Origin of the sequence: Pseudomonas sp. WS 5079 (genome assembly GCF_012985465.1) — a bacterium.
Taxonomy (GTDB): domain Bacteria; phylum Pseudomonadota; class Gammaproteobacteria; order Pseudomonadales; family Pseudomonadaceae; genus Aquipseudomonas.
This window is the reverse complement of sequence record NZ_JAAQWN010000002.1, coordinates 706,874-721,149: the sequence shown is the minus strand read 5'-3', so window position 1 is coordinate 721,149 and position 14,276 is coordinate 706,874. Positions and strand designations below refer to the sequence as shown.

10 protein-coding genes are annotated in these 14,276 nt (G+C 60.7%); 5 read left to right on the top strand and 5 right to left on the bottom strand.

The features are described from left to right. Positions 1-26: 26 nt before the first annotated feature. Positions 27-395: a PilZ domain-containing protein gene (locus HBO05_RS07830; protein WP_170056696.1), complete on the bottom strand. Its 369-nt coding sequence runs from the start codon at positions 393-395 to the stop codon at positions 27-29. A gap of 174 nt (positions 396-569) precedes the next feature. On the opposite strand from HBO05_RS07830, the gene HBO05_RS07825 reads away from it, so the two are divergent. The 3 genes from HBO05_RS07825 to yjiA all read left to right on the top strand — a co-directional run bounded on the left by HBO05_RS07825 (position 570) and on the right by yjiA (position 3,908). Then, positions 570-2,636, top strand: a complete 2,067-nt coding sequence (locus HBO05_RS07825; protein WP_169951082.1) for a carbon starvation CstA family protein — start codon at positions 570-572, stop codon at positions 2,634-2,636. A 15-nt stretch (positions 2,637-2,651) separates the two neighbouring features. Continuing rightward, positions 2,652-2,849: a YbdD/YjiX family protein gene (locus HBO05_RS07820; protein ID WP_029292120.1), complete on the top strand. Its 198-nt coding sequence runs from the start codon at positions 2,652-2,654 to the stop codon at positions 2,847-2,849. Positions 2,850-2,948: 99 nt separating this feature from the next. Continuing rightward, positions 2,949-3,908, top strand: a complete 960-nt coding sequence (gene yjiA / locus HBO05_RS07815; protein WP_169951080.1) for a GTPase — start codon at positions 2,949-2,951, stop codon at positions 3,906-3,908. 176 nt (positions 3,909-4,084) lie between these two features. On the opposite strand, the gene glyA is transcribed toward yjiA, so the two are convergent. The 3 genes from glyA to HBO05_RS07800 all read right to left on the bottom strand — a co-directional run bounded on the left by glyA (position 4,085) and on the right by HBO05_RS07800 (position 10,140). Next, a complete protein-coding gene (gene glyA, locus HBO05_RS07810; protein ID WP_038443507.1) occupies positions 4,085-5,338 on the bottom strand; it encodes a serine hydroxymethyltransferase in 1,254 nt (417 codons plus the stop codon). A gap of 223 nt (positions 5,339-5,561) precedes the next feature. Next, positions 5,562-9,413 carry a bifunctional diguanylate cyclase/phosphodiesterase gene (locus tag HBO05_RS07805; RefSeq protein ID WP_170041701.1) on the bottom strand — a complete coding sequence of 1,284 codons (3,852 nt, stop codon included), beginning with the start codon at positions 9,411-9,413 and terminating at the stop codon, positions 5,562-5,564. Positions 9,414-9,531: 118 nt separating this feature from the next. After that, complete coding sequence (locus HBO05_RS07800) at positions 9,532-10,140, bottom strand: threonine transporter RhtB (protein WP_170041702.1); 609 nt, start codon at positions 10,138-10,140, stop codon at positions 9,532-9,534. A 251-nt stretch (positions 10,141-10,391) separates the two neighbouring features. Here HBO05_RS07800 and ettA point away from each other — a divergent pair, with 251 nt between their 5' ends. Both ettA and gdhA read left to right on the top strand, forming a co-directional pair. After that, entirely contained in the window at positions 10,392-12,056 is a 1,665-nt protein-coding gene (ettA, locus tag HBO05_RS07795) for an energy-dependent translational throttle protein EttA (protein ID WP_029292090.1), read from the top strand. A gap of 347 nt (positions 12,057-12,403) precedes the next feature. After that, complete coding sequence (gene gdhA, locus HBO05_RS07790) at positions 12,404-13,741, top strand: NADP-specific glutamate dehydrogenase (RefSeq protein WP_169951074.1); 1,338 nt, start codon at positions 12,404-12,406, stop codon at positions 13,739-13,741. A gap of 150 nt (positions 13,742-13,891) precedes the next feature. Here gdhA and HBO05_RS07785 read toward each other — a convergent pair whose 3' ends face one another. Then, entirely contained in the window at positions 13,892-14,248 is a 357-nt protein-coding gene (locus tag HBO05_RS07785; RefSeq protein ID WP_172312265.1) for a hypothetical protein, read from the bottom strand. Between the last annotated feature and the right edge of the window lie 28 nt (positions 14,249-14,276).

Genomic DNA, 14,276 nt, shown 5'->3' with positions numbered 1-14,276 from the left:
CTAGACACATTGATGTGTGCACATCGTCAGATGTTGAGCAGCTCGCCCAGCTCCCGATGCAGCTCCTCCTCATCCCCCAGATTGAGCTCGATCAACCTGCGCAAATGGCTGATCGAGTCCAGATCGATATGCTCGCAGACAAACCCCAGTTGCCCCTGGTCGTCATGGCTCAGCCGCACTTGCATGCGCACGTCCGTGTCGGCGTCCAGGTGAATGTCCACATCAAAGGGCTCGTCACCCTTGCCCAGCCACGGCGCAGGCTTTTGCACCAGCAAGCCCTTGAGCGATAAATCCACCAGTTGCACCGGCCATTGCTGGCCGTCCTGCATGAGTTCGGTCTTGGCATCGAAGGCAATCCGCCGAAAACGGCGGCGATCTGACGGCTGGTCGCTCATGGTGAAACCCTCTGTAGATACAGGGATTGTAGCCTTGCGCCATTATTGGGCGTTTATTTCGCTTTTTTTTCGCCCCGGCAAGGCTCTAGACCAACGTAGGGGGCTGGTCTTTAGGGCACAGCGCGCTAAACTCGGACTGGCTGTCTTTCTGTCCAACCTGGCTGGAATATAAAAATGAAAAATAATAATAGCCTGCTACGCCATCTACCCTGGCTGTTGCTGGCAATCGTAGGAGCGTGCGCCCTGGGCGTAGTGGCTTTGCGTCGCGGCGAGGCGATCAACGCCTTGTGGATTGTAGTCGCGGCAGTCGCCATTTATCTGGTGGCTTATCGTTACTACAGCCTGTTCATCGCAAATAATGTGATGCAACTCGATCCACGGCGGGCCACCCCCGCGGTGATCAACAACGACGGTCTGGACTATGTGCCGACCAACAAACACATTCTGTTCGGTCACCACTTCGCGGCCATCGCGGGTGCGGGACCTCTGGTCGGCCCGGTATTGGCGGCGCAGATGGGTTACCTGCCGGGTACGCTATGGCTGATTGCCGGCGTGGTGCTGGCGGGGGCCGTGCAGGATTTCATGATCCTGTTCCTGTCCACCCGTCGCAACGGCCGTTCCCTGGGGGACATGGTCCGCGAAGAGATGGGCCGCATTCCCGGGACCATCGCGCTGTTTGGCTGCTTTTTGATCATGATCATCATCCTCGCGGTGTTGTCGCTGATCGTAGTCAAGGCCCTGGCCGAAAGCCCGTGGGGCATCTTCACGGTGATGGCGACCATCCCGATCGCGATGTTCATGGGCGTCTACATGCGTTACATCCGCCCGGGCCGCATCGGCGAGATCTCGATCATTGGCGTGCTGTTGCTGCTGGGCTCGATCTGGCTGGGCGGGCAGATTGCTGCTGATCCGGTATGGGCCAAGGCCTTCACCTTCACCGGGATCCAGATCACCTGGATGCTGGTCGGCTACGGATTCGTGGCTGCGGTATTGCCGGTGTGGCTGATCCTGGCCCCGCGTGACTACCTGTCTACATTCCTGAAAATCGGCACCATCATTGCCCTGGCAATCGGCATCCTGGTCACCATGCCCGACCTGAAAATGCCGGCACTGACCCAGTTTGTCGATGGCACCGGTCCGGTCTGGAAGGGCGGCCTGTTCCCGTTCCTGTTCATCACCATCGCCTGTGGCGCGGTATCGGGTTTCCACGCACTGATTTCCTCGGGCACCACGCCCAAGCTGTTGGCCAATGAAGCCCACTCGCGCTACATCGGTTATGGCGGCATGTTGATGGAGTCGTTCGTCGCCATCATGGCCATGGTTGCCGCGTCGGTGATCGAGCCAGGCGTGTACTTCGCCATGAACAGCCCTGCGGCGATTGTCGGCACCGATGTGGTGACTGTTGCGCAAACCGTCAGCAGTTGGGGCTTTGCGATTACCCCGGAAGCGCTGCAAGCGGTGGCCAATGACATCGGTGAAACCACCATCCTGGCCCGTGCCGGCGGTGCGCCGACCCTGGCGGTCGGCATCGCGCAGATCCTGCACAGCGTGCTGCCGGGTGAAAACACCATGGCGTTCTGGTACCACTTTGCGATCTTGTTCGAAGCGCTGTTCATCCTGACCGCCGTTGACGCCGGGACCCGTGCCGGGCGCTTCATGCTCCAGGATCTGCTCGGCTCCTTCGTCCCGGCGCTCAAGCGTACCGAGTCGTGGACTGCCAACCTGATCGCCACCGCCGGCTGCGTGGCGATGTGGGGCTACTTGCTGTACCAGGGCGTGATCGACCCGCTGGGTGGCATCAATACCTTGTGGCCACTGTTCGGCATCTCCAACCAGATGCTGGCCGGTATCGCGCTGATGCTCGCCACGGTTGTGCTGATCAAAATGAAACGCCAGCGCTACATTTGGGTGACCATGCTGCCGGCTGTCTGGCTGCTGATCTGCACCGTGACCGCCGGCCTGATCAAGCTGTTCGACGCTAACCCGGCGATCGGCTTCCTGTCGTTGGCGAAAAAATACAGCGATGCGTTGGCCAACGGGCAGATTCTGGCCCCGGCGAAGAGCATCGACCAGATGCAGCACGTGATCTGGAATGCCTACACCAACGCCACGCTGACGGTATTGTTCCTGTTCGTGGTCTTCAGCATCCTGTTCTATGCGATCAAAGTCGGCGTGGCCGCCTGGGGTACCAAGGAACGTACGGATAAAGAAGCACCATTCCAAGCCATGCCGGACGCGTGATAGAGGGTTGCAAACATGTTCAATGACATTGGTCGCCTCGGTAAATACCTCGGTCAGGCAGCCCGCCTGATGGTCGGCATGCCCGACTACGACACCTACGTCGAGCATATGCAAACCAAGCACCCGGACAAGCCGATGATGGACTACAAGGCGTTCTTCCGGGAACGCCAGGAAGCCCGTTACGGCGGCAAGGGCGGGCCCAAGTGCTGTTGAACCCATAGGCTTGGGCCTATGTGATCCCCTGTGGGAGCGGGCCTGTGTGGGAGCGGGCCCGCTCCCACATTTGTTTTGTGTTTCCTCAAGGAGAATATTTTGTCCTCTCCCATCCCCGTCACCGTCCTCAGCGGCTTCCTCGGCGCTGGCAAGACCACCTTGCTGCGCCACCTGCTCAAGGCCGAGCACGGCTTGAAAATCGCCGTGATCGAAAACGAATTCAGTGACGCCGGCATCGACACCCAGCTGTTGGGTGATGAACCGGTCCAAGTCATGACCCTGTCCAACGGTTGCGTGTGCTGCACCATCCACACCGACCTGACCAAGGCCCTGTACCTGCTGCTCGAACGCCTGGACAGCGGCGAAATCGCCTTCGACCGCCTGGTGATCGAATGCACCGGCCTGGCCGACCCGGCGCCGGTGGCCCAGACCTTTTTTATCGATGAAGAACTGCGCGAGCGCTATCTTCTCGACGGCATCATCACCCTGGTGGACGCGGCCCACGCCGAGCACCATCTGACCCAGACCATCGCCCAGGCGCAGATCGGCTTTGCCGACCGCCTGCTGGTGAGCAAGCGCGACCTGGTCGACGATGCCAGCTTCGAGGCCCTCAGCCAGCGCCTGAGCCGAATCAACCGTCGCGCGCCGATCCGTGTGGTGGAACATGGCAAGATCGACTTGGCTGAACTGCTGGATGTGCGCGGCTTCAACCTCAACGCAGGCATGACCTTGCGCCCGGTCAGCCAGGCGCCGTCCATCGACCGCATTTCCAGCCTGGTACTGCGCACCGACCAGCCGCTGGATATCGACCGCCTCAGCGAGTTCATGAACGAGTTGCTGGAAGAGCACGGCAAACAACTGCTGCGCTACAAGGGCGTGCTGAACATCGCCGGTGAAGATCGGCGCATGGTGTTCCAGGGCGTGCTCAAGCTCTACGGGTTCGATTGGGACACCGAATGGGCTGAAGGCGAGCCGCGGGAAAGCGTGATTGTGTTTATTGCCGATGAGTTGCCGCAAGAGAAGATTCGCGCGGGTTTCCAGCGGGTCTACCAACCCTGACTTGAAACGCGACCAGTGTAGGAGCGGGCTTGCCTGCGATAGCGGTAGACCAGTCAATGATGAGTTGGCAGACCCACTGCTATCGCAGGCAAGCCCGCTCCCACATGTTGACCGCGTTCCAACAGGCATAAAAAAGCCCGGCTCAAGAGCCGGGCTTTTTATTCAAGCGCCTGCAATCAAGCGCCGTATACCGGCAGCTTCTTGCAGATGGCCTTGACCTTCTCACGTACCGCGTCAATCACGGCTTCGTTGGAAAGATCAGCCAGGATGTCGCAGATCCAGCCAGCCAGTTCCTTGCACTCTGCTTCCTTGAAGCCACGAGTGGTCACGGCCGGGGTGCCGAAGCGCAGGCCCGAGGTGACAAACGGCGAACGTGGATCGTTCGGTACCGAGTTCTTGTTCACGGTGATGAAGGCTTTGCCCAGGGCAGCGTCAGCATCTTTACCGGAGATGTCCTGCTTGATCAGCGACAGCAGGAACAGGTGGTTCTCAGTACCGCCGGACACCACGTCAAAACCGCGCTCGATGAACACACTGGCCATGGCCTGGGCATTCTTCACCACTTGTTGCTGGTAAGTCTTGAACTCAGGCTGCAACGCTTCCTTGAAGCAGATCGCTTTAGCAGCGATCACGTGCTCCAGCGGGCCACCTTGGGCGCCCGGGAAGACGGCGGAGTTGAGCTTCTTCTCGATATCGGCGTTGGCACGAGCCAGGATCAGGCCGCCACGTGGACCGCGCAGGGTCTTGTGGGTGGTGGTGGTCACCACGTCAGCGTAAGGCACCGGGTTCGGGTAGACGCCAGCGGCGACCAGACCGGCCACGTGGGCCATGTCGACGAACAGGTAGGCGCCAACCTTGTCAGCGATCTCACGGAAGCGTGGGAAGTCGAGGATCTGCGAGTAGGCAGAGAACCCGGCCACGATCATTTTTGGCTTGTGCTCGACCGCCAGGCGCTCGACTTCGTCGTAGTCGATCAGGCCGTTGCCGTCGATGCCGTACTGCACAGCGTTGTACAGCTTGCCGGAGGAGGAAACGCTGGCACCGTGGGTCAGGTGACCGCCGTGGGCCAGGCTCATGCCCAGGATGGTGTCGCCGCCTTGCAGCAGGGCCAGGTAAACGGCCGCGTTGGCTTGGGAGCCGGCGTGTGGCTGGACGTTGGCGTAATCGGCGCCGAACAGTTCCTTGGCACGGTCGATGGCCAGTTGCTCGACGATATCGACGAATTCGCAACCGCCGTAGTAACGCTTGCCCGGATAACCTTCGGCGTACTTGTTGGTCAGAACCGAACCTTGAGCCTCCATCACCGCAGGGCTGGTGTAGTTTTCCGAAGCGATCAGCTCAATGTGCTCTTCCTGGCGCACAGCTTCTTGCTCCATGGCGGCAAAGAGATCGGCGTCGTACTTGGCAATAGTCAAATCACGGCTGAACATGGCGGTCCTCAAGGATCGGGGGCAGAAAAGAGGGGCATTCTAACCCAATGGGTTTTAGATGGCATATGAAAGGACATCATGTCGCGGACAAGTGGCGTTCATCCAGAGATGGATGGCGTATTTGAGGGCCCTTCGCGGGCAAGCCCGCTCCCACATGGGAGCGCATTTCAACTGTGGGAGCGGGCTTGCCCGCGATGAGGCCATCTGCACCGCCACATGATTTTCAGTCAAACATGAACAGGGCGTCGTTACAGAACTGCGCCTCAAACCGATTGGCCGGCATCGGTCGCCCAAACAGATAACCCTGCACCTCGTCACAGCCATGCTCGCGCAGGAAGTCCAGTTGCTCATGGGTTTCCACGCCTTCGGCGATCACCGCCAGGTTCAGGCTGTGGGCCATGGCAATGATTGCCCGGGCGATTTGCGCGTCCTGCTCGCCGGAGGGCAGGCCGTCCACGAACGTGCGGTCGATCTTCAGCACGTCGATGGGGAATTGCTTGAGGTAGTTGAGCGATGAGTAGCCGGTGCCGAAGTCGTCCACGGCGATGCTCAGGCCGAGGTTTTTCAGGCTGGCAAGGATCTGCAGGGCCTCGTTGACTTCGCGCATCAGGATACTTTCGGTCAGCTCCAGCTCCAGGCACGCCGGCGGCAGGCCGGTTTCCTTGAGGATGGTGGCGATCCGCGTGCCCAACTGCCCGTCGGAGAACTGCCGCGCCGAGATGTTCACCGAGACTTTGGGCACCCGCACCTTGTTCTGGTGCCAGGTCTTGAGTTGGCGGCATGCCTCGTCGATTACCCAGTCGCCCACGTCCACCACCAGGCCCAATTCTTCCAGCACCGGGATGAAATCCCCCGGCGGCACCAAGCCACGGCGCGGGTGACGCCAGCGCAGCAGGGCTTCGGCGCCGGTCAAACGTTTGCCATCGCCACTGAACTGCGGCTGGTAATAGAGCACGAATTCGTTCTGGTCCAGGGCATGACGCAGGTCGCTCTCCAACTCCAGGCGCTCCAGGGCGCTGGCGTTCATGTCGGCCTGGTAGAACTGGAAGTTGTTCTTGCCGCGCTCCTTGGCGTGGTACATCGCGGTGTCGGCGTTTTTCATCAGTTGGCTCAGTTCGTTGCCGTCCTGAGGGCTCAGGGCGATGCCGATACTGGCGGTGACAAAAAACTCGCGGCCCTCCAGCACAAACGGCTTCACCAGGCTGGCGAGGATCTGCTCGGCCACGTGGATCGCGCGGTTCAACGCCATCTCGCGACTGACCCGGGGTTGCAGGAGCAAGGTGAACTCGTCACCGCCCATGCGCGCCACGGTATCGTCCTCGGCCACACAGCCGAGCAGGCGGGTCGCCATTTCCTTGAGCATGCGATCGCCCGCGGCATGGCCCAGGGAGTCGTTGATCGGTTTGAAGCGGTCGAGGTCGAGGAACATCAGCACCACCCACGACTTCTGCCGCTCCGCCGATTGCAACGCGGTGTGCAGGCGGTCCTGGAACAGCGTGCGGTTGGGCAGGTGGGTCAGGGCGTCGTAGTAGGCCAGGCGGTGGATGCGTTGTTCGCTGGCCTTGCGCTCGCTGATGTCGCTGAAAAAGCACACGTAGCTGGCCAGGTCGCCCTCGTCATCGAGCACGGCGGTAATGCCGACCCAGGCCGGGTAATGCTCGCCGCTGCGGCGCTTGAGCCACACTTCACCTTCCCAGGTGCTGTGCTGGTGCAACTGCTTGAGCACATAGCGCAGGTGGGCTTCCTGCTGTTCGTCGACGGTGAGCATGTTCGGCAATTGGTCGAGCACATCGGCCACGGCATAGCCGCTGACCCGGCTGAAGGCTTCGTTGGCCTGCACGATATAGCCGGCGGGGTCGGTGATCAGGATCGCCGAGGTGGAGTGTTCGAATACCGTGGCCGCCATGCGCAAGTCTTTCTCGGCGCGGCGTTGCTGGCTGATATCGCGGCCCACGCCGAGGATGCCTTCGAACGCGCCGTGCTCGTCCCACACCAGCACCAGGCGCAGTTCGATCGGCACCTTGCGCCCATCGGCCCGCAGGCAATCGAACAGGAACAGTTGGGTCTGCACGTCATCGCGCAACAAGGCCAGGGCTTCGGGCTGGTCCAGGGCGCGGCTGACCCGTTCCACAAGGGTGTAGATGCCGGTCAGTTGCTGTGGGTTGGCGATGGTCGATTGCCAGCCGTTCTTGAAGATCCAGTCGACTTCATAGCCCAGCACCGCATTCACCGACGGGCTGACGTAGTTGAGGGCCAGTTTGCTGTCGGTGGAGAAAATCACGTCGCTGATGCTTTCGGCCAGCATGCGGTAGCGCTGTTCGCTGTCGCGCAGGGATTCGCTGGCTTCGATCTGGTCGGTAATGTCCTTGGCCACGCCAATGATCCGCGTGACCTGGTCGGTCTTGTCCCGGGCCAGGGCCTGTTCGCGGATCTCGAAGCGCCGCCACTGATTGTTGCGGTGCCGAAAGCGCAACTGGCATTGCAACTGCGCCAGGTACCCGGCGGCGCGTTGCTGCTGGCGCAGGTCGTGGTAGTGCTCGGCGTCTTCGGGGTGCAGCAGGATCTCCCAGAAATACTCGCCCATCTGCTGCAGTTCGTGTTTGTTGTAGCCCAGGGTGTGGCCCAGGTGGTGGTTGCTGAAGATCATGCGCTGGCTGATCACATCCTGCACATACAGGTGATCCGGCACGGTGCGCACCACGTCCGACCAGAACGCCTCGCGCTCCACCAGCGACAGCTCCACCAGTTTGCGGCTGGTGATATCGCTGATGCTGAGGATCACCGCCTTATAGTCGTGCTGTTCTTCCGGCAGGCGCATCACCAGCCACAGGTACTGGTCGTTGCCTTCGATGTCGCTGAGTTGAATCTCCAACTCCAGCTGTTTCTGCTGGGTCAGCACTGCCTCAAGCACTGCGTAGCCAATGGCGCTGGTGTCCAGCGGGCAACCGTCGATCAAGCGTTCCCACGCCTGTTCGCAGGACGCCACATTCAGTAGGCGCACCGCGACCTGGTTGACCTCGGTGATGCGCAGCTCCTTGAGCAGTTGCTGGCGTTGCTCGGGGCTGTTTTGCAGCCAATCCTGCAGTTGTTCGCGGGTGTGCAACTGGGCCTTGTCGAAGAAACCGCGCAGGCCCGACAGGTCGAGCACGCACAAGGCCACGCCGGTACCTTCGAAAATATCCTGGTAGCGGCGCCGGCCTTCATTGACCTGGCGCTGGCGGCGCCGCATGTTCAGCAGCACCAGCACCGGGATCAGCGAAAAGGCCAGGCCCAGCAGGCACTTGCCGATAAACGCCGGCAGCAGTTGCTCCAGCACGGCGGCGCGATCAAACAGCCCGCGCAGTTGCCAGTCGCTTTTGCTCAAGGGCGTGACCAGTACGGTCTTGTTCAGCTCTTCCGGGGTCAGCCCGGCCGACCACTGGCTGGGCATGCCGCTGTCACGACTGACCACCCGGTGGTTCAACTGGTTTTCAATCGCCCACATCGGCCGTGGCCCCTGGCCGTCCTGGCGCGTCAGGTTGGCCAGGTAATTGGGGGCCAGGCGCAACGCCCAGTACATTTTGGCGCCGCCGCTGGGTTGGTGCAGCAGCAGGTAGATGATGGAGCCGTCGCTGTTATTGCTCAGGTAATAGGACTGGGCGTGGCTGCGCTTGACCAGCTCTTCAAGCCAGGCGCTATCCTGGCTGTTGTCGGCGGTATCACTGATGATCGCGCCGCTGGGGGCGAGCAGGGCGACGCTGCGCAGTTCCGGCAACGAGCGCTGCAGGCTGCGCATCAGGGCCTGGTGCTGTTCTTCATTGCGTGGAGGTTCGACGATCGGCAGCAGGTTGAGGGCGATTTGCGCGCTCAGGGCCATGTTCAGGCTGATCTGTTCGGCCAGGTCGGCGCTGTAGTCGATGGTGTATTGCTGCTGGTTCTTCTGGTTCTGCTGCAATTGGTCCAGCAACTGCCAGAACAATAACGCGAGCAGCAACAGGACCAGCGTCGCCAGCGCGCCCTTGAGGGTTCCGTGCAGGGGGGCGCCGGGCGCAATATGCGCTGCGCGCAAGGGGCTTGGCTTTGTTACGTTGGTCAAGCTGTGATCCTGCGGTTTGGCTGTACTGGCGCGCGACGTGCACTATAAGCCGGACGCCCGGAGGGCGGCTAGCATGCCTTGAGTTGTGGCAAAGTGCCAGCCCCGCCTGGCGGGACTATCAGGCCGGGCCGGTACTGATCAGGGCATCCGCCAGTCTGAATAGAATCGCCAGTGCAAAGCAACTGATAACCACAGAAGATGTGCGGTTTATGTTCTGCGGGGTCAGCCAGGCATGTCCGCTGCGTTTGAGGCGTGCGCCGAACAGCACCCAGGCGCACCCTACGGGGATCACCACCGCCGTGAATTGCATGGCGAACTGCCCGTACAAGGCCATGTCGGCAAAGGTCTGCACCGGCACGATGAACGAAACCACCAGCAAACCCTTCGGGTTGATCAGCGTCAGTAAAAAGAAATGCCACCTCGACACCCGCTCTCCGGGCAATGGGGGCAGATCGGCGGCGGGCTCGCGCCACAGGCTGTACGAGGTCTTGACCAGGTAACAGATCGAGACGAACTGCATCACCTTCAAACACCACGTTGCATTGGCCCCCATATGGCTGAGGACGTAGCCCCAAAAAGCAATCTGCAGCAGGTAAGCCAGGCACTCCAACAGGCTCAGGGTCCAGGCCCGCCTGAAACCCGAGAGCACGCCTGCGCGCAGTAACAGGGTATTGGTCGGTCCCGGCATCAATAGCAACAACCCCAGCGCAGACATGACACTAAGCATGGAAGCTGTCTTGCGCGACTGTCAGGGGGTAAGGCGTGATCCTGCATGTATGTGCCATGTGTCTTCTTCTAGGGAGGGGTTGCCGGGTATTGTGTTACATCTGGCCCGCTGCAGGAAAAAGCGCGGCTCAAAAGCGCCTGTCAATCTGCCCGCCGCCGCCGACTTAGGTTAACCTTGATCATTCGATGTGCTACGTACAGCGCCATGACGCTACGCAGGCCCTGTTCTCATCTTTTTACGAGGTCCACATTTTGGCTCAATACGTTTTCACCATGCATCGGTTGGGCAAAGTTGTTCCACCGAAGCGGGAAATCCTGAAAAACATTTCGCTGTCCTTCTTCCCGGGCGCCAAGATCGGCGTACTCGGCCTCAACGGTTCGGGTAAGTCCACGCTGCTGAAAATCATGGCTGGCGTCGATACCGAGTTCGAAGGCGAAGCCCGCCCGATGCCTGAACTGAACATCGGCTACCTGCCGCAAGAGCCGATCCTGGACCCGTCCAAGACCGTGCGTGAAGTGGTCGAGGAAGCCGTCAGCGTGATCAAGGACGCCCAGGCCCGCCTGGACGAGGTCTACGCCGCCTACGCCGAGCCGGATGCCGACTTCGACAAACTGGCTGCCGAACAGGCCAAGCTCGAAGCCATCCTGCAGGCTGGCGACGGTCACAACCTGGAGCGCCAGCTGGAAGTCGCCGCCGATGCGCTGCGCCTGCCGGCCTGGGACGCCAAGGTCGAGCACCTGTCTGGTGGTGAAAAACGCCGCGTGGCCCTGTGCCGCCTGCTGCTGTCCGCCCCTGACATGCTACTGCTCGACGAACCGACCAACCACTTGGACGCCGATTCCGTGGCTTGGCTGGAGCACTTCCTCCATGATTTCCCGGGCACCGTGGTTGCGATCACGCACGACCGGTACTTCCTGGACAACGTCGCCGGCTGGATCCTGGAGCTCGACCGTGGCGCCGGTATCCCTTACGAGGGCAACTACTCCGGTTGGCTGGAAGCCAAGTCCGACCGTCTGGCCGCTGAATCCAAGCAGCAGTCGGCCCATGAAAAGGCCATGAAGGACGAACTGGAGTGGGTGCGCAAAGGCGCCAAGGCCCGTCAGTCGAAATCCAAGGCCCGTCTGCAACGCTTCGAGGAAATGCAGTCCCAGGAATTCCAGAAGCGCAGCGAGACCAACGAAATCTACATCCCGGCCGGCCCGCGCCTGGGTGACAAGGTCATCGAATTCAAGAACGTCTGCAAAGGCTATGGCGATCGCGTGCTGATCGACAACCTGTCCTTCTCCATGCCTAAAGGCGCCATCGTCGGCGTGATCGGCGGTAACGGTGCGGGTAAATCCACGCTGTTCCGTATGCTGATGGGCAAGGAACAACCGGATTCGGGCACCATCGAAGTCGGCGAAACCGTGCAGTTGGCTTGCGTGGACCAGAGCCGCGAAGACCTCGACGGCAGCAAGACCGTGTTCCAGCAGATCTCCGACGGTTCCGACCAGATCCGTATCGGCAACTATGAAATCCCGTCGCGCACCTACGTTGGCCGCTTCAACTTCAAGGGCGGCGACCAGCAGAAGTTCGTCAAGGACCTGTCCGGTGGTGAGCGCGGTCGCTTGCACCTGGCCCTGACTCTCAAAGAAGGCGGCAACGTGTTGCTGCTCGACGAACCGTCCAACGACCTCGACGTGGAAACCCTGCGTTCCCTGGAAGAAGCCCTGCTGGACTTCCCGGGCGCCGCGATTGTGATCTCTCACGATCGGTGGTTCCTTGACCGTGTGGCGACGCACATCCTGGCGTACGAAGACGATTCGCAAGCGGTGTTCTTTGAAGGCAACTACACCGAATACGAAGCCGATCGCAAGAAGCGCCTGGGCGAAGCGGCTGCCCAGCCGCATCGTGTACGGCACAAAAAACTCGCCTGATTCGGGTTGGTTTGAACAAAACGGAGCCTTCGGGCTCCGTTTTTTTTGGCGCAATTGAGAGGGACCGAGGTGACTTCATCGCAGGCAAGCCAGCTCCCACATTTGACCGTGTCGTAGCAGAGGTACTCGATCTAATGTGGGAGCTGGCTTGCCTGCGATCGCGGTCTATCTATTGGTGCGTCCCTTGAGCTGAAATCCCTGTTTTGGGGCAAAAAAGCGCGTGTATTTATATTTATCGCACCATTTAAATTCACAAAAGCGACATTTTGCCCTGTCGCGGTGCGACATGAATTGATAAAGTCCTGGGCAAATCGCCATTAACGACAATAAATCTGCCGAGACTTTTCATGATCGAATCCGTCGAATCCTTCCTTGCCCGCCTCAAAAAACGCGACCCGGATCAGCCGGAATTCCACCAGGCTGTGGAAGAAGTCCTACGCAGTCTGTGGCCCTTTCTTGAAGCCAATCCCCACTACCTGACCTCGGGCATCCTGGAGCGCATCTGCGAGCCGGAACGCGCCATTACCTTCCGGGTATCGTGGGTCGATGACCAGGGCAAGGTCCAGGTCAACCGCGGCTTCCGTATCCAGATGAACAGCGCCATCGGCCCCTATAAAGGCGGCCTGCGCTTCCACCCGTCGGTTAACCTGGGGGTGCTGAAGTTCCTCGCCTTCGAGCAGACCTTCAAGAACTCCCTGACCTCGCTGCCCATGGGCGGTGGCAAGGGCGGCTCGGACTTTGATCCCAAGGGCAAGAGCGACGCTGAAGTCATGCGTTTCTGCCAGTCGTTCATGAGTGAGTTGTACCGCCATATCGGCGCGGACGTGGACGTACCGGCTGGCGATATCGGCGTGGGCGCCCGGGAAATCGGCTTCCTGTTTGGCCAGTACAAGCGCCTGAGCAACCAATTTACCTCGGTGCTTACCGGCAAGGGCATGAGCTACGGCGGCAGCCTGATCCGCCCGGAAGCCACCGGCTTTGGTTGCGTGTACTTTGCCGAGGAGATGCTCAAGCGCCAGGGCCAGCGCGTCGAAGGCAAGCGCGTGGCGGTTTCCGGTTCCGGCAACGTCGCGCAATACGCAGCGCGCAAGGTCATGGACCTGGGCGGCAAGGTGATTTCCCTGTCCGACTCCGAAGGCACCTTGTACTGCGAAAGCGGTTTGACCGACGAGCAGTGGTCGGCGCTGCTGGAGTTGAAAAACGTACGGCGCGGGCGCATCAGCGAACTGGCCGCGCGTTTTGGCCTGGAGTTTTGCGCCGGCAAGACCCCATGGGAGCTGGCGTGCGACATCGCCCTGCCATGCGCGACCCAGAACGAACTGGACGCCGAAGCCGCCCGCACCCTGCTGCGCAACGGCTGCATTTGCGTGGCCGAAGGCGCCAACATGCCGACCACCCTCGAGGCTGTGGATATCTTTATCGAAGCGGGCATTCTGTTTGCCCCGGGCAAAGCCTCCAATGCTGGCGGCGTGGCGGTGAGTGGCCTGGAAATGTCGCAAAACGCCATGCGCCTGCTGTGGACCGCCGGTGAAGTGGACAGCAAACTGCACAACATCATGCAGTCGATCCACCATGCCTGCGTGCACTACGGTGAAGAGAATGGCCGGGTCAACTACGTGAAGGGCGCGAACATCGCAGGCTTTGTGAAAGTGGCGGATGCGATGCTGGCGCAGGGCATCGTCTAAACCGCGAGCTGAGCGACACCGATGATCAATTGTGGGAGCTGTCGAGCCCCAGCGCGGCTGCGATAGCGGTAGGTCAGCACAGGTTTACTGTCTGGCCCAGCGCAATCGCAGCCTCGTTGGGGCTCGACAGCTCTCACATTCGCTCTGGTGTTACTGGCTGCGATAAGCCCGTGCGGCGTCGCGGTCCTTCTCCTGCTGCCAGGCGCGTTCGCGCTCGTCCCAATGGCGCTCGCGGTAGTCATTCTGGTCCTCGCTCTCGCGCATGGCCTTGCACTGGCGAAAGCCGTCCTCCCAGCCTTCGGCGTACGCCTGGACTTTCAAATAGCGCGGGACGTTCTTGCGAAACTCCCCAGTAATCACCCCGGCCGCCTGGCGCCCGCTGCTGCAGCCATCGTCAAAACCGTCGGCGAAGGGCGGTGGATAACCCTTGGCCAGTAACTCATCGTGGGTGGATTGGCAGCCTGAAAGCGCCATCACTACACCCAACATCACAGCGAACCGCCACATCTCATACTCCCAGGCCGTTGAGCGGCTG